A 19,140-nucleotide genomic window follows, 5' to 3' on the forward strand; every position below is an offset into this window, starting at 1 on the left:
GGCGCAACGGCCTTTCCGGTATTGCCGGATCTTGGCACCTCATTGTTTCCGGGTGTACAACAATGCCATGGATCGCCTCGACGACATGCTCGCCTTCATCAAGGTGGTGGACACCAAGAGCTTCACCGCCGCCGCCGACCGGCTCAACCTGTCGAAGTCGGTGGTCTCCCGCCGCATCGGCGAGTTGGAGAACCGGCTCGGCGCGCGGCTGCTGAACCGCACCACCCGCAAGCTCAGCCTGACCGAGGTGGGGCAGGCCTATTACGAGCGCTGCACCCGCATCCTGGCCGATCTGGAGGAGGCGGAGCAGGCGGTCGCCGACCTGCATGCCGCCCCGCGCGGCCGGCTGCGGCTGAACGCGCCGGTCAGCTTCGGCATCCTGCATCTGGCCCCGGCGGTGGCGGAGTTCCTGGAGCGTTATCCGGCCATCGAGATCGACATGGACCTGAACGACCGCACGGTCGATTTGGTCGACGAGGGCTATGATCTGGCGGTTCGCATCGGCAAGCTGCGCGACAGTTCGCTGATCGCCCGGCGGCTGGCCCCGGCGCGGATGGCTCTGTGCGCCAGCCCGGCCTATCTGCAGAAACATGGCGTGCCGGAAACGCCGGACGATCTGGCCAACCACAACTGCCTGATCTACACCAACGTGCCGACGCCGGACCTCTGGCCCTTCACCGTCGATGGCGAGCCCCGCAACGTCCGGGTCTCTGGGCCGATCCGCAGCAACAACGGCGACCTGCTGCGCGAAGCGGCGGTGGCCGGCGTCGGCTTCATCATGTCGCCGACCTTCCTGTGCGGTCAGGCGCTGGCGCGCGGCGAGCTGGTCAGCGTCCTGTACCGCCACATCCCCTCGGAACTGGCGGTCAACGCGGTCTATCCGCAGAACCGCCACCTGTCACCGAAGGTGCGGGTTTTCGTGGATTTCCTGGTCCAGCGATTCGGCCCGCGCCCCTATTGGGACTGCGCGCTGCTGGACACGTTGTCGCCGGAGGAAGGCTGAATCTGCTTAGGACGGCTGGTTGGGCCGGCGGCGGGAGCGCAGGTTCAACGCGGTGATGAAATTCGGCTGCTGGCCGACCACCGGGCCTTGCGGAACCGGCTTCTTCGGGGCGGTGGACAGGAAGCCGCCGACCCGGCCGCGCAGTTCGACCGCATGGTGCGCCGCCTCGTCCGCGGTTTCCGCCACCTGACGGCGGACCGACGGCTCCAGCGTGTTGAAGGCGCGGGAGGCGAATTCGAAGGCCGGCTGCGATTTGGTGGCGATCACCTGACGCAGCGCCTTGGACACCAGCACCGTGTCGAGACCGCCCGGCCCCTCCACCCCGTCCAGCACGTCGGCGAGGATGCCGATGGCCTGGATCGTGCGGTTGTCATCCAGCGAAAGGTCGTGAGCGTCCATACGGGTCTTCCGATCGTCTCAAGCGGTACGGGTCCCGTCCCTGCGGACACCCGGATTGCAGCAGACGAATCATAGTGTTTGCGCCGGCGTCTGGCAATGGACGCCGGATCGGCTGGCGGTGGAATCGTTAAGACTGCGCTTGGACGATCACGGCCGGATGGTCAAGGCCGGGTTGCAAAGGTCGGCGGCAGCAGCCGTTCGACGCAGGTGCCGGCCTCGCCCACGGCCAGCGTCTCGATGAAACCGGCGGCGGCGGTGCGGCCGCACAGGCTGGCGCCCAGCACGTCATGACCGAGGCCGCGGAAGGACAGCAGAATGGCCCGCGGCAGGCTCCGCCCCATCGCCTCGGCCCGCGCCGGCGCGGTAAAGGTGTCGTAGGCGCCGGTCAGGATCAGCGCCGGCACGTCCGACGTAGCCGGCCGGTAGAAGGACGCATCGACCGGGCGCAGCCCCAACGTCGGACAGGCGGCGTCGTAATCGGTCTCCACCGCCTCAGCCATCACATAGGGGCGCAGGTCGGCGGCGGCACGGCGGGCGGCGGCGGCGTCGATGTGCGGCCGGTTCTCGCGGCAGCCGACGGTCAGGTTCAGGCCATAGGCCAGACTGTCCAGCACGGTCCAGATCGGCGGCGGCATTACCAGGGACAGGATGGCCGGATCGTCCACCCGCCCCGCCGCCGCAGGATCGCCGATAATGCGGTCAAGCCGGTCGAGCAGGGCCGGCACCGCCACCATCCCGTCGCCGCTGCCCAGCCGCAGCGCCAGGACGCCGGCCAGCATCGGCCAGCCCAGGCGCAGGTCGGTCTCCCGTCCGGTGACGGGATGGCGCAGCCGCAGGTCCAGCGGTCGTCGCTCCAGCGCCGCCGCCAGCCGGTCGACCGCCTGTCCCAGCCGGGGAAAGGCGCGGGCGCAGTCGGGCTGTGCGGCGCAATCCTCGACCATGCGGCGGTGAGCCTGCCGGATGGCGGTGAGACGGTCGAGGTCGAGCCATGTCGCGTCAGCCGTGGCCGGGGAATTCAGCACGAGGCTGCGCACCGCCGCCCCGTCGATGCGCAGAAGCGCCTGCGCCAGCACCCCACCATATGAGGTCGCGACGACGTTCCAGCGCTCCACCCCCAGGGCACGGCGCAGCGCCGGCAGATCGGCCGCGCTCTGGCCGCTGTCGAAATCCTCCAGCCGGTAGCCGGCGCGGCGCAGCGGCTCCAGGCAGGTGGTGGCATCCTCCGCCGTCACGCCTCCGAACCAGTAGCGCAGCGGGTCGAGCCCCGGACAGCGCAGCGAGGGCTTCGACCGGCCGGCGCCGCGCTGATCGACCAGGATGACGTCGCGGCCGGCCCGCATCGGCGCCAGGATCGCGGCATTGCCGCGCAGATCGTCGCTGCCGCCCTGCCCCGGCCCGCCGCTGAGCAGCACCACCGGATCGGCGGCCGGCGCACCGTTCAGCGCCGGCAGGATCGTCACGAACAGATCGACCGGCAGGCTGTCCGCCCGCTGCCAGTCGGACGGCACGCGAAAGGACCGGCAGCGCGGCGCCGGCCCGACCGGCAACGGACCGTCCGGGCAACGGGCCTCCGACAGCGCCGGAAGAGCCGGCGGGACAGGAGCGGCGGCCGGGACCGGCGCGGGAAGAGGGGCAGGGACGACAGCCGGGACAGGAGCCGGGATGGCAGGCGGCGGCTCCACCGCCACGATCTGCGGCGGTGCCGGAGCCGGGGAAGAGGTCGGACCGGTCAGCCGGTCGATGCCGAGGCCGAGCAGCCCGCCGGCCAGCGCGCAGAGCGCCAGAAGGCCGGCGATGACGGCAGGACGCCGGCCGCCACGACTTTTCATCGGCGGAGCTATTCGGCGACGGTGGCGAAGAAGGCGGACTGGGCGACCACGCCGCCCTTGGCCTCCGCCTTCGCCAGTGCGCCGCGCAGGCTCGCCAGATAGGGGCCTGCCGGCTCCACCTCCTCCCGGTCGGCGGGGAACAGCGGTTCGCGGGTCACCAGCGCCAGGATCATCGCCGGGCCATAGGGCGGGGCGATGGTATAGACGCGGTCGCTCGCCGATTTCGCGATGCCCAGCGTCACCGGCCGGCCTGCCTCCAGCCGGTCGTCGCGGCGCAGCCGCATCGGCACCATGTGGATCGCGTTGCCTTCCATGTCGATGTAATCGACGGTCAGGTAACCCGATGTCCCGGCGGTCACGGTGACCTCCAGCTTGTCACCCTTGCGGTAGACCATCGACGGCCGGTTGAAACCCAGCCCCAAGGCGCCGTTCCCCTGGGCCTCGGCCCGCGCCGGCAGTCCGGCGGCGCCCAGCGCCTCGCACAGCGGCCAGGGCCGCACGGCGACCTGCGCATCGACGTCGATGCCGGGCGGCAGGGCGGTGATCGCCGCCTTCAGCACCCTGGCATCGTCCTCCGTGCCGACATAGCCGCCGATCCGCAGGCCGTTCCCGGCCTCGACCGTGCGGATGCCGGCGCAGGTGAAGGCACCGGCGGCCGTCTCGACGGCCTTGCGCGCCTCGGCCGGCGTCAGGCGCGGGACCGGTGGAGCGACGGGAAGGGCCGCCTGCTGGACCGGCGGAGTCGGCTGCGGCTGAACTTGCGGCTGTGCCGGGGGCGGGTTCGGCGGGGTCACGGTCTGGACCGCCGGCGTGATCGGCAGCGGCGGCGTGACCGGTCCGGCGGGCTGTATGGCGGGCTTGACCGGGCTGGGCGGCTGGGCGTCCAGGTTCGTCGCCTCGACGGGAGGCGGCTTCTGCTGCTGTTCCGAAGTCGAGGCGGCGGTGCCGAGCGGCGCCGTCGTCATGCCCGTCGATGGCGGCGGAGCGGACGCGGTGGAAGCCGGCGGTGCCGTCGTCGTTGCAGTCGGCGTCGGGGTAGCGGCCTGCTTGGCAGGCGCGGGCGGCTGCGATTGCCCGAACAGCAGGAATCCGGCGATGCCGGCCGCCACCAGACCGCCGACCCCGCCGGCGATCAGGCCGACCGGCGCCTTCTTCGTCTCACCGGGGGCATTCGCCGGTTGGGCCTTCGTGACCACCGTCGGCGTCACCACCGTCTTCATCTCCTTTTCCGGCGTGGAAACCGGAAGGGAGGTGTGTTCGAAGGGCGTGATGTCGGCGGCGCGGCGGGTCAGGGCGCCGACCAGTTCCGCCATCGTTTTGGCCCGGTTCTGCGGGTCCGGCTCCAGCATCGAGCAGAGGACGCCGCGCAACGGCTCCTCCAGCGCCGACAGGTCGGGCACCGACATGCGCCGCTCGATCATCGCCTGCGGCGTGCGGCCCATGTCGAGCGGATGCCCCAGCGCCGCCGCGGCCAGCACCAGACCGGCGCTGTAGATGTCGGACTGCGGCCCGACCTGCCCGCCGAACAGACCGAACTGCTCGGGCGAGGCGAAGCCGTATTTGCCGGCGAAGCCGTCGCCGATGATGGTTCCCACCCCGGCGGCGGTCTGCTTGGCGATGCCGAAATCGATGATCTTGGCGTTGGCGATGTCGCGGCCGGGCAGGATGACATTGTCGGTCGACATGTCGCGGTGGATGATGCCGCGCTGGTGCGCCGCCGCCAGACCGGAGGCGATGCGGTCGAGCAGGACGGCGACCGACGCCGCGTCCAGCGGGCCGGCCTGCAGCACCTCGTGCAGCGACGGTCCGTCGAGAAACTCCATCGACAGCAGAATCCGGCCGAATTCGTCGCGGAAGACGCCGTCGTAGGACACCACCGCCTCGTGCCGGATCTCCCGCAATGCCGCCGCCTCGCGCCGCAGCAGCTCGACCATCTTGGCGTCCTGCGCCAGCTCCGGGCGGATCACCTTCACCGCATGCCAGGTGTCCATGTCGACATGGCGGGCGCGGTGCACCTCGCCCATGCCGCCGCGGGCGATCAGCCCCTCCACCCGATAGGTGTGGCTCAGCAGCGTGCCCGGCCCGATCGGTTCCGGAACGGACCGGACGCCCGCCCGGTCGCCCGACGCCTCCACACCCGATGCGGTGGAGGTCGGCGCCGGAGTGGACGGCACCGGGGTTGCGGGCGGCGCCGTCAGCCGGGTGGCCTGGGGATCCACCCCTGTTTCCGTGCCCGTATCCGCCCCCGCGCCGGCGGCGGGCAGGATGGCGGTGGGCTCGTGGCTGTCGTCGGGGGGCTGGGCCATGGAAGGGGCGTGGTCCGGTCAGGGGGGTTGATGCGGCGGGGCGTCGGACGGGTTCAGTCGGGCTTTTCGCCGTCGGCACCGCCCGCGCCATCGCGGCGGATGAAGCGGTCGTATTCACGGGCGATGGCATCGCCGACGACGCGGTCGAAATCCTCCTCCAACTCGACCACCAGATCCTTGTAAAGGACCTCGTACTGGTCCCAGTAGCGCGCCTTGCGCGCGGCCGGAACGAGGCTGTCGAGAAGCCGGGTCTCCAGCCGCTGGCTGAGCGCGCCGGGATCGAACTTGGCGACCACCTGCTTCAGCGCGATCTGCAGCGCCGCGGCATAGGCAAGGTGATGAACCTGCACGTCGCTCGCCGCCTCGCGCACCGCGTCGCCCATCGGCAGAAAGCCGCGCAGACGCGGGTTGGCCAGCACCGACACCGCCTCGTCCAGGGTTTCGCAGCGCTTCAGCGGGTTCTCGCCCGCGGGGCGGAAGCTGGTCTGCTCCAGATGGAATTCGTCCTTGAAGCGCGCCCGCGCCCGCAGGCTGCCATGCAGCGCCCCCAGGCTGGCGCGCAACGCCTCGCCCAGGCTGCGCATCATCGCGGTGGCATCCGGCAGCCCGTCCGGCGGCAGCGGAGCGCCGAACCCCTCGTAGAAGGCGGCGACCGCCGCACCGGCATCGGGCGCCGAAGGTGGCGCCGGAGCCGGCATTGCCGCGACCGGAAGGGGAGCGATGTCGGTATCGTCCGGCAGGGGGTCGGGTTCCGGCGGCGCGACCGATTCCGAAGGAAGATCCGGGGCGGCGGAGTTGAGCGGCAGGTCCGGCGCCGCCTGATCGGGCAGCGTCTCGTCGATGTTCCAGTCGTCCGGCAGCGCCTGGGCCGATTTCGGCGGCGGGAACGACAACGGGTCGGGGATGGCCGGGGCCGCCGGCTGCGGCATGCCGAAGAGGTCGTCGTCCCAATCGTCGGGGATGCCGCCACCGGACGACCGCTGCGGCTCGTCCGGGAACGGGGCCGGGAAGGAGACGCCGACCGACACTGCCTGGTTCAACGGATCGGAATGGTCGTCGACGGTGCCGAAATGCCAGTCGTCCGCACGCTCCCGCACCGCCGCCCCACTGCTGGAGGAGGTCCAGGAATCGAACGGCTCAGCCTCCGAACGCAGCGGCTGGTCTTCGAAGGGGCGTGCCGTCGGATCGCCGAACAGCTCGTCGAACGGATCCTGCTCGGCAGCATGCCGGGCCGGCGCCGGAGCGAACGGGTCGGCCTCCCCGCCTCTGCCGCCCAGCGCGAAGGCCCCGGTGATTTCGGTGAAGCTGGGGGCGTTCAGCGATTCCACCATCGCCTCGATGATGAAGCGGCCGACGCGGATGCGGTCGCCCGACGACAGCGGCGCCGTCGCGTTGCGGCCGATCGGCTGCTCCGATCCGTTGAGGAAGACGCCGTTGGTGCTGGTGTCGGTCACCCGGAAGCCGGATCCGGCCGCTTCGATCACGCAATGCTGGCGCGACAGCAGCAGGTCGGGATCGGGCAGGATCCAGCCGTTCTCCACCCCCCGCCCGACGGTGAGGCTGCCGCCATGCAGAGTCTTCTCGGCATTGCCGCCCAGCGACGCCCGATGGTCCGACACGATCCTCAGCCTCAGCATTCCACCATCTCCACCGCTGGGATCTCCTTTGGCTCGGGCATCAGCGGACAGGGGAGGCGCCGGCCGCACCCGCGGGGGCGCCGAGGGGCACTTCGACGCGGCGCAGGTCGCCGTCCACCAGTTCGAACAGGATGAGCGCCTTGGCGCCCGCGTCCTCCATCATGAACCGGATGCCGGACCCGAACAATGCGCCGCGCTGGGCCGCATCGCTGATCGGCAGGAAGCTGCGCAGCACCGCCGGATCGTAGAAGCGGAACAGGTAGGTCGCCCCCTTCGCGTCGTTGACGATGGTGAGCTTGCGGAAATGCCGGCGCACCATGTCGATGTCGCCGCCGGCCTGCACCAGGATGCCCCAGCCACGGCCCCAGCCCTCCCCGACCAGCCAGTCGGCAACGGCGCCGCCGCGATCCAGCCGGACCAGATAGGGGGCCACCTCGGCCATCTCGCTCGCGGTTTCGCCCTGGTAGAGGGCGCGCATCTCCGCCTCCTCCTCCCGCGCCAACAGGCCGGGATAGAGGCCGGGATCGCGTGCGGCGTCGACGATCATGTAGAGACCGCGCTCCTCCCCATCCGATCCGCTCTCTCTCTCGCCCTGCGGCCACAGATGATGCGCGAGCCGGGCAACCACCTCCTGCGGGGTGCGGCGGGGGGATGGGCCTGTCATCGCCTGGTTCATGTCCGGTGGGTCATTTCTGGCATCATTTCTGACAGATCTCGCACAGCGGCGTGTTGGACGCCGCGGCGTTGCGCATCACCATCGCCTGCGCCGCGGCCTTCGGGCTGTGACTTTGCGCCGCGCGCGGCAGCTTCGCCTTGGGCGGTGCCTTGATCGACCCGCCCTTGTCCTTGTCGGCGGGCGACGGCTTGTCGGGCTTCGCCGGGGCCGCGCTCAGCCCGTTGGCGGCACCGCCGCTGTTGATCAGCACCATGGTGCCGTTCATCGAGATGCCGGCGGCGTTCAGCGTGATGAAGCTGCCGCCGACCTTGAGGGTCAGCGAGGCGCCGGCTTCCAGGCACAGGTTGGTCCCGGCATGGACGGCATAGTTGGTGCCGACCTTGTCGTGCACATCGACGCCGACGCTGCGCGATACGCCGCCGCCGATGGATTCGACATGGTCGCCGTCCACCGTGGCGTGGTGGTTCTTGCCCACCCACTCCCACAGGCCCCCGGCGACGTTCACATGCTGGCCCGACGCCACCGACGTCCGGCTGTCATGGCCGATGCGCAGGTCGTAGTCGCGCTGGGCATGGAGGAAGACCTGCTCCTTCCCCGCCTTGTCCTCGAAGCGGATCTCGTTGAAGCCGCGCCCGCCGGGCGAACTGCGCGTCTTGATGCCTGACCGCGTCTTGTGTTCGGGCAGGGCATAGGTCGGCAGCGCGTCGGCGTTGTTGACCACGCCGATCACCATCGGCCGGTCGGGATCGCCGTCGACGAAATCGACCAGCACCTCCATGCCGACGCGCGGCACCGTCTGCATGCCCCACTGGTGCCCGGCCCAGCTCTGCGCCACCCGGATCCAGCAGGAGCTTTTCTCGTCCGACCGGCCGCGGCGGTCCCAATGGAACTGCACCATGATGCGGCCGAACTTGTCGGTGTAGATTTCCTCCCCCGCCGGCCCGACGACGAAGGCGGTCTGGATGCCGCGCACCGACGGCTTCGGCGTCGACCGCGCCGGCCGCACCACCGATTTCGCCGGCAGGGCATGGAAGCTGTTGCCGTAGGAGGCCTTGCGCTTGTCGCCGGGCAGGAACCCTTCGTTGCAGGCGTCGAACTCCAACTCCGCCACCACGACCGGCTGGTTGTTCTCGGCCGCCGTCGGGTGGTCGGTCAGCGCGAAGGTCATGCCGGGATGCAGGGTGCGGCAGGCGCCGACGCCGCGCACCCCCTCCAGCCCGCGCTCCTCCGTCTCCATCCGGCGCCGCGCGAGCGTGGAGCCGGCATCGCGCGTGGCGAAGCGGCCGGGATATTCGAACAGCTCGTATTTGGTGGACACCGGCACCTTGGCGACCGACGCCTCGCCGCTGTCGAGCGGCGTGCGCGGCGCCTGGAAATCATAATCCTTGGTGGCCCAGCGCCCCGACGCGATGGAATAGACCCGCTGCCACCGCTCGATCTGGTCGGCATATTGGCCGCTGGGGTTGAAGCGCAGAGTCGCCGCCGGCAGCTTGGCATAGCCGGCGGCACTGTCCGACAGGATCAGCTTGTGGCGATTGCGCTCATGCACGAAGTAATAATAGATGCCCTCTTCTTCCAGCAGCCGGCTGACGAAGTCGAAATAGCTCTCGTTGTACTGGACGCAATATTCGCGCGGCTGGTAGCTGCCGGTCAGGCTGCGGAATTCGAAGTTGGAAAAGCCGAATTCATGGAAGATCGTCTCGACGATCTTCGGCACCGCCATCGGGCCGCCGTTGCCCAGGCTGTGGAAGATACGGCAATCGCTGGTGTAGGACAGCAGCGACAGCCAGGGCACCACCTCGATCGTGTAATAGCGCTGGTCGCGCCCCACCGGCACGCCGACGCCGAGCGAGCGGGCGATGCCGTTGACGTAATGCCGCTCGCCGTCCAGCTGGCGGAAGCCAATGTTGATGCTGTTGCCGACGATGACTTCCGGCGCCAGCGGTTCGATCGGCCCCAGCGCATCGATGCGGTACAGGAAGGGGCTGGACAGCGACTCCCGCCCCTGGACCCGCTCAACCAGCAGCACGTCGGGGCCGGCCGGGGTTTCCAGCGACAGCAGGCGGTCATCCTGGACGAACTGCATCACGCGCCCTCCCCGGCCCGGCCGGTCAGGAAATCGGCGAAGCGTGCCGCGGGCGGCAGGCCGGCGCCGGTGAAGCCCTGCTCCGCCACGCCCTCGCCGCCCAGCGTCCACCAGCGGGCGGCGGCGGACGACGACGGCCCGCAGGGTTGCGGTACCGACAGGGCACCGACGGAGCCGACGAAGGCCTCGACATCCAGCGTGTGGGTCAGGGCGGACAGCGCCAACTCCTCCGCCGCCTCGAACCATGGGTCGTCGGCCTCCACCCCGTCGGCGGAGTGGCCGGGCGCGAGCAGCGCCACCAGGGTCAGCGGGAAATGCCGGCCGGCCTTGTCGACGCTGGACATCATCACGCCGGCCGCCGCCTGCGGTCCGCACACGCCGGCCTCCAGCACGAAACGCCAGATCGGCGCGTTGAGGTAGCGGTCCATCCACCCCTCGCCCAGCGCCGCCCGGCTGGCCTGCAACCCGTCGAGCAGCCACTCGTGCCACGGGTCGGCGAAGGTCCGCGGCAGTCCGCGCAGCAAGAAATCGCCGCGCGCCGGCAGTTTGCCGAAACAGCCCGCATGTCCCATCACAGGCTGTCCGGGCATCGGAAGTCCTTGAGGTCGCGGATCGAGAAGGGGTTGACGGCGCTGGTCATGCGCACGTCGAACCCGGCCGACTTGCCGGCGGCGCCGAAGCTCAGCGGGATGCGGTCGGGCACCGCCCCCTTGCGGCCGCGGTTGGCGTCCAGCGTGCGGAACCACGCCCAGCTTCCGCTGCGCTGGGTCATCTCCGGCGGTTCGGTCGGCTGCCCGGTGAAGGTCACGCGCAAGTCGCCCGCCCCGCCCGGCTTCGGCCATTGCAGCCCCTGCGCCAGCGTGGCGTTGCGGGCGAAGGTCAGGCGCTGGCCGTCGATGTCCAGATCGACCTGCTCCACCCCCGGACCGAGATAGGTCGGGCGCAGTTCGAAGCGCAGCGACGGCGCCCGGCCCCCGTCGGGGAAGAAGGCGTCGCGGATCGCCGCTGCATGCTGGAAGGCCGGCAGGACGGCGGCCGGGATGCCGAGGTCGGCGGCCGACGGCTGCCAGCGCCAGGGCTCCTTTGTCGTGTCGACGAACGGCCGCAGCCGGTTGGTGAAGAAGGCGTCGATCAGCCCGCCGGGCGCGAACATCCGGGCGAAATCATCCATGCCGACATCGGCCGAGGCGCCCTTCACGAAGGGATAGCGGTTGTCGAGCGCGCGCCGGCACCAGGGCACGACCGTGCTCTGCCACTCAGCGTTGATCTGCGCACGGGCGCCGCTCAGCGTCCGCGCCGTGCCCTGCTCCACCAGTTCCTCGGTCCAGCGGCGGACCGGCTGGGGGAAATAGCCGACATCGGTGGCCAGCTTCTGGAACACCTCGCCGCCGCCGTTGGCCGCCAGATCGAACAGCTTCTGCCCGCCGCCGGAGCCGAGCGACAGCCGCGCCAGCACGGCATGCACGGCCTCCAGCTGGCGCAGCAACTCCTCCAGCCGGGCGTTGCCGCTGTTGCGGGTGAAGTCGTTCAGCGGGCGGAAGCGGTCGTCCACCATCTGCGTGACCAGCTTCGCCACGCCGCTGTCGGCCGCCGCCGCGGCAACCGCAGCCACCGCGGGCGAGGCGCCGGCCGGCGCCTCCGGCACGCGCTGCAGCGTCGTCTCGTTCGCGACCGCCGTCAGCAGCTTCTGCAGGGGAGAGCTGCGGCCGGACAGGATGTTGACCTCCTCGGCCAGCGCCTGCGGGTTGGCGGCCGGCACCAGGGTGATGTCGTTCAGCAGCGCGTCCCAGCGGCCGGCGTAATCGCGCAGGTAAAGCGTCAGTGCCGCCGCCTCAAGTTCCGGACCGGCTTCCTCCCCGCGCGGGGGCCCAAGCAGCCAGCTGAGGTCGCGCACCGAGCGCGCCGCGCCGGGCAGGCCCGGCAGCATGACGGAGGTGAAGCCTTGCAGGGTATAGAAGCCGGGAACGCCGTCGCTGAGGCGCGCACCGGAGGACCGGCGGAACACCCGGTCGCCTTCCGGACCGGCCTGCTCCGACGGGCGCCAGTCCTGCAGCTTGCGCGCCGCCTCGCCGTCACGCACGACGGCATAGGCGCGGGCGGCCAGCGGCGTGCGGGCCAGCACCTCGCGCGCCTGCCGGATCAGTTCGGCATCCAGGTTGGCCTTCGGCAGGCCGGCGGGGGCGGACAGCCCGGCGTCGATGTGACCGAGGATCGCCTTGGTCTCGTCCTCGCCCGGCGGGGGCGAGACGCGGCGCAGCCAGCCGACGGTCCAGCCCTTCACCTCGTCGGCGTTGACCGGACCGGCGCCGCCCAGCGTCAGGTAGAGGCGCAGCAGGGCCTCCACCGCCGGGGCGTCGTCGGCCATCAGCCGGTCGCGCAGGTCGCGCTGCACCCGCACCAGCAGGCGCGGCATCAGCAGCCCGTTGACCGCGCGGCGATAGAGCGTGTCGCCGGCCTCCTCCAGCTTGTCGCCCTGGTAGAGACCGAAATCGAGCGCCAGCTTCTGCTTCAGCGCCAGCGTGTCATGGCCGGCCGGCAGGGCACGCAGCTCGTTCAGCACCGGCCACACGCGGCGGATGTCGTCGTCGGCGACGGTGCCGGCGGCCAGCGCCTCCGCCTTGGGCCGATAGGCGTCGACCGCCTGCTGTTCACGGTCGATCAGCCCGGCATTGCCGAGATAGCTGGCGACCCAGGCGGCGGTCGCGGCGGTGGTGACCAGCCCGAACAGGCTGTAGGCGATGCGCGGAACCCAGATGCGCCGCCGTTCCGCCGCCGGGTCGAATCCGACCATGTTGGCCTCGCGGAACACCAGATCGTTCAGCAGGCCGCCCAGAAAATAGCTGCGCTGCTGCCCGGCGGCGACGGCACCGCCGCGGAAGGGCGCCGCCGGCAGGCCGAAGCTTTCGGCCAGCCCGCCGATCAGCCGGTCGATCTGCGTGCCTTCCTGGGTGCCGCTGGTGAAATAGATGCCGCGCAGCCGCAGCGCCGGCTCGTAGCGGTTGGCCTTGAAGGCGGCGGATACGAAGTCGAGCAGCGGTTCCTTCAGGGAAGCGAACTGCGAGGGGAAGGCGAAGATGGCGCCGCGCCGCTCCTGCGCATGCTCCTGCTGGATGCGGTCGACGGCGCGGCCGGACAGCCGGCCGGCGATGCCGTCCAACTCGCTGCCCAGCGTCGCCATGCCGGCATCGCCCAGTTCGCTTTCGCCCGCCGGCAGGGTGACGCCGACGATCTGCCGGCGCTCGTCGCGGTTCAGGTCATGGAAGAACTCGTTGAAGCCGGCGATCAGGTCGGCCTTGGTCAGCAGCAGATAGACCGGCGCCTCGACCTTCAGCGTCTCGTACAGCTCGCGCAGGCGGCGGCGGATGGCGGCCGCATGCTGCGCCCGCTCCTCCGGCCCGGCGGCGGCGAGGTCGGGGACCGCCATCGCCACCAGCACGCCGTTGATCGGCTGGCGCGAGCGCGCATCCTTCAGCAGCTTCAGGAAGGCGCCCCAGCCGGTCTGGTCCACGGTCTCGTGGCTGTCCTGGGTGGTGTAGCGCCCGGCGGTGTCGAGGAAGATCGCCTCGTCGGCGAACCACCAGTCGCATTGCCGGGTGCCGCCGACACCCTTCAGCGGCTTGCCCCCGGTCTCGTCGGCCAGCGGAAAGTTCAGGCCGCTCTTCAGCAGCGCCGTGGTCTTGCCGGCGCCCGGCGGGCCGATGATGACGTACCAGGGGGTGCTGTAGAGATAGCCGTCGCCCAGGCCCCGCTGCTTGCGTCCGGCCTTCAGCAGGGCGAGGGATTCGGCGAAGGTCTTGCGCAGGCCGGCGACCTCGTCGGCCTGGTCCACCGCCGCCATGCGTGCCGCGTCGGCACCGCCCGTCAGCTCCGCCGTCATCCGCTCCTCGGCCTTGGCGTCGCGGCGTTTCAGCAGGATCAGCACGATGGCGAGGATCGGGAAGGGCACGGCCGCGGCGACCGCTAGCCAGGGCATGTCCAGACCGGCGAGCGGCGCCAGCAGCGCGATCAGCGCCGCGGCGATCACCGCGCCGATGAGGCCCAACACTGCGCGGGAGAGCAAGATGGCGGTCAGCCGACTCATTCCGATACCCCTGTCCCTGATCTTCTTGCGGCGTCATCGCCTTTCGGCGCCTCTGCCGGCCGCTGGCACCGCCCCCGGCGGGGCGGTTCCGCTCATTTCTTGAGGATGATGTCGATCCGGCGGTTCGCCGCCCGGCCCTCGGGCGTGTCGTTGGACGCCACCGGCTCGGTATCGGACTTGCCCTCCGCCTTCAGGCGGGACTTGTCGGCGAACAGCGGATCGAATTCCGCCATCACCGATTCGGCGCGGGCCTTCGACAGGTGCCAGTTCGAGGGGAAGCGCAGACGTCCGCCGCCGGTCATCGGAACATTGTCGGTGTGGCCGGTGATCAACACCGCGCCCGGCTCCTCCGCGACGGCGCGGCCGACGCGCAGGACCGATCCCCGCACCTTGTCGTTCAAAGTGGCGCTGCCGCTGGCGAACAGGGTGGTGCCGCGCATGCGCACGGTGACCGACAGCGCGTCCTCCGTCACCTCGACCAGTCCCTCGGCGATCTCCGGCTCCAGGAATTTGCGCACACGCTGGACCTGGGTCGTCGGCGGCGGGGGCGGCGGGGCGATCTGCGGCGGGGGCGGCGCCTCTTCCGCCAGCTTGACCGGGGCGGGCGCCTCGATCACCACGCCGCCGTGCGGCGGCAGCCCGGCCAAGCCGGCGAACAGCCGGTCGGACGCGCCGTTCAGCAGGAAGCTGAGGGCCAGGAACAGCAGCAGCAGGAACAGCGCCGTGCCGGCGCCGGTCACCCAGACCGGCAGCGAACTGCGCGGCGGCCGGTATTCCATCGCCATCGCCGCCGCGTTCGGGCAGAGAATGCGGTCGGCGTAGCCGCGTTGCTTGACCAGGATGTTGTAGACGTCTTCGCGGATGCGGGCGTGCTCGGTGTCCTGGCGCCCGCCGACGCGGTAGCGGCCGCGGAAGCCCAGCGACAGGCAGAGATACATCAACTCCAGCAGATCGCCGTACTTGCCCGGATCCTGGCGGGCGGAGGCGAGACGCTCATAGAACTGCTCACCGCCGACGACGTTCTTGTGGAACATGCTGGTGACGTTCTGGCGCGTCCAGGAACTTTGGCTGCCCCAGGGGGAATTCAGCACGATGTCGTCGATCAGCGCGCAGAGCACATAGTGCGCCGTCGCCTGGGTCGCCCCATCCATGCCGGACGCGGTCACCCATTTCTTGAAGTCGCCGAGGGCGCCGATCACGCGCTGGCGCAGCGACTCAAGGTCCGGCACGCCGCCGATGTCGTTCAGCCGCGCCGCCAGAAGCAGCACCGACGAGGCGGCGGCGGCCAGCGGCGAGCGCGCGGCGAAGATCGCCGCCAGCGCCGGGCCGGAAACCCCGACCGCTGACGCCCGCGACGCGAAAACCGCCTCCCCGCCGGCTGAACCGTCCGACGCGGCCGGCCGCCGGCCGCCCGGCGTCGGCATCAGGACCGTGCGTTCCGATTCCGGTCCGGGCGTGCCGCCAAACTGATCGCCGCCTTGCATGTCCACCCCAATCCCCGCGCCGCTCCCGAAACGGACCGGTCCATCATTTCCAAACACTGTGAACGAACCAATCGACGTTAATCTACCCATTTCTGGCTGGGGATTTTGGGCGGCGTCGCAACGGTCGGCCCCGTGGCGGCGTTCCGCCCCCGCCCCACCCGCCTTATGGCGTTCCAGCCTCCGGCGCGGCCAGCGGGAACGGGTTCAGCTCGTTGCCGCCGGTCTTGAAGATCGCGGACTGGTGCCAACGCTTTTCCCGCGCCAGACGCGGCACAGCACGGTTCACATACTGGCCGAGCGTCAGGTTGTAGACCGCCTCATCCCCCGGCAGCAGCGCCTTGCCCTTCAGCCCTTCCAGCACCGCGTGGGCAAAGATGCCGTTGCGGCCGTCATAGCTGTCCAGCGCCTCCTCCTGCTCCGACGAGGCGGCCAGCAGGTAGCGCTGTCCCATGTCCTGGTACAGCTTGTCGACCGTGCCGGCCGACACCGCGCCCGAATGGCAGGTGTCGAGCATCACCAATACGTTGCGGGCGGAAATCGCGCTGACCAGCCGGTTCAGCTCCTTCTCCGACAGGCCCTCCCGGCCGATCGCCTCGGCGGTGGCGGCGGTCACGTCCTGGGTGATGAAGTGATAGAGCTTGACCGACGGGTCCTTCGGCGACGGCACGATCACGCCATGGCCGGCTAGGTAAAGGACGACCGTGTCCTCCTCCCGCGCATTGGCGGCGAGCGCCTCCAGCCCGGCGACCACGGCCTCGCGGCTCGCCTCCTCGTCATAAAGCGTCTTGGACAGAGCCAACGACTGGTCCCGGTCATAGCCGGCGGGAATCCGGCCGCGCAGCGCGTCGGCGAAGGCGGTGGCGTCGGCGCGGGCGAAGCGCAGCTGCGACCCCTCCGGCCGGTACTTGTCGATGCCGACGACGAAGGTGATCAGCCGTGGCCGGTCCGGCACCGCGCGCTGCCCCTTGCCGTCGTCCGCCACGGCGTCGGCCACCGCGGCAGGCTTCGGCAGCACAAAATCGACCAGGGCCGAGCGTTCGTAGATCGCATCGGAGCCGTTGTAGGCGCGGATCTGCACCCGGTTGCTGCCGGGATCGAGCCGGATGGTGCTGACCCGCTCCTCCGGCACCGGTGGCTGGTCCTTGGGCGGAGCGACAGAGGGTTGCGCAGCGGTGGACGATTGCGCCGCAGTTGCGGGTTGGGGCGCCGGCTCCTTGGCGCGGGCGAAGGCGCGGGACTTGTCCTGGCCGCTGACGTTGCGGCCGTTGCGGAACAGGTCGACCGTGCCGATGCCGCCACCGGTATCGGCCAGACGGTAGCGCAGGCGAACGGAACCGATCCCCTCCGGCAACGCGACGGTCAGGCGCGGTTCCTCCGCCGCGACGTCCAGATCGACCCCCTGCGAGCCCGCCGGAGATCCGCTCTGCGCCGGCGGCTTCGGCGGTGCCGCCGGCGAAGGTGCCGGCTCCTTTGCGCGGGCGAAGGCGCGGCTGACCGGCGTCATGTCCAGCGGGTGACAGGTTTCGGCATCCGCCGCCGCAGCCGGAGCGGCCGGCGCGGGGGCCGGACTTGCCGTCGGCGCGGGCGCCTCGGCGGCGCCGGTGCCGAGCGCCAGTCCGCGGGCGGCGGCCGGCACGGTGCAATAATCCAGCAGGGTCACCTGCGGACGGCGCTGGGTCAGCAGGCGGATGTCACCGATGGCGGCGAGCCGCGCCGCGATGTCCGCCTGCCCGGTCTGCTGCAGCTTGGCGCGCACCAGTTCGGGCGCATCGAAGACGCGGTAGACCTGCTTGAACTCGATCCACTGGCTGCCCTTCTTCTTCGGGTCGTTCAGGTGGAAGCCGACCAGCGTCTCGCCACCACTTTCCGAATGGTCGAAGAAGGCCTCCGGCGTCCACAGCACCCAGCGGCGGCCGTCGCGGTGCGGGAACAGCGCCGCCAGTTCCTCCAGCGGGCGGGCGCCGCCGGACAGCGCGTACCAGCGCAGCGTGCCGTCGCCCAGCGCCGCCACGGCGACGCGGCCATCGGCGGAGGCGACGACTCCCCACACGGCGGCCGGCACCTCGGCGCGGGCAAGCTCGGCCCCGGCCGAATCGAGAAGGCGCAGGCTGAATTCGCCGCCCATAAGCACACGGCGCTGCGCCCCCAGCACGGTGACGCTGCGCGCCCACTCGCCGCTGTCCAGCTTCACCGGCTGGCCATTGACCTTCGGCGCGCGGCTGTTGCGCCAGTCCGCCACACCGATCCCCGGCCCTTCGGCGACCGGACGGTTCAGACCCGGCAGCGGTTCCGCCGCCGGGGTCAGGCTGCGGGCCAGAACGTCGAAGCGCATCGGCCGCTGGCCGCCCTGCTCCATGCCGAATTCCAGCACCAGACCGTCGTCGGACAGGCCGAAACGGCCGAGATGGATGTCACGGTAATCGGCGACGTCTCCCATGCGGGCGAACTGCAGCCGGCCGGCCGGATCGATCACGCCCCAACCGGGATCGGCGGCGGCGAATGCCACGCCGCCGCCCGGCAGGGCCAAAAGGTGGGTCACGGAATCGCGCGCCGCCGCCACGTCGGTGAAGGCGCCCTTCCCCGCCTCGGCCCAGCGGCGCACCACGTTGCGCGTGCCGTCCTGGGTCGCGGTGCCGGCGGCGACCAGGGTGGTGCCGTCCCAGGCGACGGCGGCGAAGCTGCCTCCGGCGATGCCGGTGGTCTTGGGCGAATAGCGCGTCTTCAGGTCGGCGCCGGACAGCACGTCGACCCGCGTCTGATCGGCATAGCCGACCGCCAGCAGCGACCCGTCGTGGGAAAAGGCGACCGAATAGGGAAGCCCCTTGCCCGGATTGCGCTTGGCCTTCTGCTTGAAGCCGGCGTCATAGAGCCGGACATTGCCATCGAAGGAGGCGGTGGCGAGCCGTCCGTCGGGGGAGAAGGCGAGGGCCGAGACCCGCGCCCCGTATCCCGCATCCTCCGCGACCATGCGGAAGCTGGCGCTGTCCCACACGCGGAGGCCAGCGGTGCCGCCGAAGGCCCCGGCGACGAACCGGCCGTCCGGCGAGATGGCCAGATCGTTCAGCACCTGCGGCTGGCCGGGAAGCCGGGCCTTCAGCCGCTGCGCCTTCACGTCGAACAGGTAGAGCGTGACGCCGTCGCCCCAGCTGGTTCCCGTGTTCCCCGCGGCGACGGCCAGCGAGCCGTCGGCGGACAGGGCGACGGCATAGAGCGCCCCCTCGTCCCCCGCCTCCATCGGCACGCGCAGCACGCCCAGCGGCTCGCCGCTGTCGCGGCTCCACAGGCGCAGGGTCTTGTCGTTGGAAACGCTGGCGATCAGCCGGCCCTGCGCATCGCTGGCCAGCCGGTTGACCCGCGCGGTGTGGCCGCCGGTCTCGATCCGCAGGAAGGCCCCGGTCGACGCATCGCCCGCCAGCGCCGGCCGGGCCGTCAGCCCGCCTGCCAGGAGCCCGCCCAGCAGGAGGCCGAGGAAAGCCCACAGAAAGGCGCCGGCCCGAAGGCCGCACCGAAGTCGCGCGATCTGGCGAGTGAGACAGCCGGCCATCATCCGTTCCGCTTGCACTGTGTCGCCGGGACCGGCCCGGCCGCGCACCCCATAGGTCTCCGGGGACACGCGGCCGGACCGCTCCGGTCAGAGTG

General features: G+C 70.9%; 11 protein-coding genes. 1 reads left to right on the forward strand and 10 read right to left on the reverse strand.

Features of this window, described 5'->3' with window-relative positions:
* Positions 1-67 precede the first annotated feature (67 nt).
* Complete coding sequence (locus TSH20_RS15155) at positions 68-1,003, forward strand: LysR family transcriptional regulator (protein ID WP_109075563.1); 936 nt, start codon at positions 68-70, stop codon at positions 1,001-1,003.
* Between the two features lie 6 nt (positions 1,004-1,009).
* Here TSH20_RS15155 and TSH20_RS15160 read toward each other — a convergent pair whose 3' ends face one another.
* The 10 genes from TSH20_RS15160 to TSH20_RS15205 all read right to left on the reverse strand — a co-directional run bounded on the left by TSH20_RS15160 (position 1,010) and on the right by TSH20_RS15205 (position 19,114).
* Complete coding sequence (locus tag TSH20_RS15160) at positions 1,010-1,402, reverse strand: hypothetical protein (protein ID WP_085086012.1); 393 nt, start codon at positions 1,400-1,402, stop codon at positions 1,010-1,012.
* A 161-nt stretch (positions 1,403-1,563) separates the two neighbouring features.
* Positions 1,564-3,231: an alpha/beta fold hydrolase gene (locus TSH20_RS15165; protein ID WP_109075524.1), complete on the reverse strand. Its 1,668-nt coding sequence runs from the start codon at positions 3,229-3,231 to the stop codon at positions 1,564-1,566.
* Positions 3,232-3,239: 8 nt separating this feature from the next.
* Positions 3,240-5,537: a serine/threonine-protein kinase gene (locus tag TSH20_RS15170; RefSeq protein ID WP_109075525.1), complete on the reverse strand. Its 2,298-nt coding sequence runs from the start codon at positions 5,535-5,537 to the stop codon at positions 3,240-3,242.
* A gap of 53 nt (positions 5,538-5,590) precedes the next feature.
* Positions 5,591-7,174: a type VI secretion system-associated FHA domain protein TagH gene (gene tagH / locus TSH20_RS15175; protein ID WP_109075526.1), complete on the reverse strand. Its 1,584-nt coding sequence runs from the start codon at positions 7,172-7,174 to the stop codon at positions 5,591-5,593.
* A gap of 40 nt (positions 7,175-7,214) precedes the next feature.
* Positions 7,215-7,838 (reverse strand): DUF4123 domain-containing protein, encoded by a 624-nt coding sequence (locus TSH20_RS15180; protein ID WP_247871229.1) that lies wholly within the window; start codon positions 7,836-7,838, stop codon positions 7,215-7,217.
* A 34-nt stretch (positions 7,839-7,872) separates the two neighbouring features.
* Positions 7,873-9,936, reverse strand: coding sequence for a type VI secretion system tip protein TssI/VgrG (tssI, locus tag TSH20_RS15185; protein ID WP_109075528.1), 2,064 nt, complete (start codon positions 9,934-9,936; stop codon positions 7,873-7,875).
* Positions 9,936-10,526, reverse strand: coding sequence for a type VI secretion system-associated protein TagF (gene tagF / locus TSH20_RS15190; protein WP_109075529.1), 591 nt, complete (start codon positions 10,524-10,526; stop codon positions 9,936-9,938). Before tagF ends, tssI begins: the two co-directional genes overlap by 1 nt.
* Complete coding sequence (tssM, locus tag TSH20_RS15195) at positions 10,508-14,017, reverse strand: type VI secretion system membrane subunit TssM (protein ID WP_109075530.1); 3,510 nt, start codon at positions 14,015-14,017, stop codon at positions 10,508-10,510. Before tssM ends, tagF begins: the two co-directional genes overlap by 19 nt.
* 92 nt (positions 14,018-14,109) lie before the next feature.
* Positions 14,110-15,501 carry a type VI secretion system protein TssL, long form gene (tssL, locus tag TSH20_RS15200; protein ID WP_109075531.1) on the reverse strand — a complete coding sequence of 464 codons (1,392 nt, stop codon included), beginning with the start codon at positions 15,499-15,501 and terminating at the stop codon, positions 14,110-14,112.
* 163 nt (positions 15,502-15,664) lie between these two features.
* Entirely contained in the window at positions 15,665-19,114 is a 3,450-nt protein-coding gene (locus TSH20_RS15205; RefSeq protein WP_247871228.1) for a caspase family protein, read from the reverse strand.
* Positions 19,115-19,140: the final 26 nt, after the last annotated feature.

This window comes from Azospirillum sp. TSH20, assembly GCF_003115935.1.
Classification (GTDB): domain Bacteria; phylum Pseudomonadota; class Alphaproteobacteria; order Azospirillales; family Azospirillaceae; genus Azospirillum.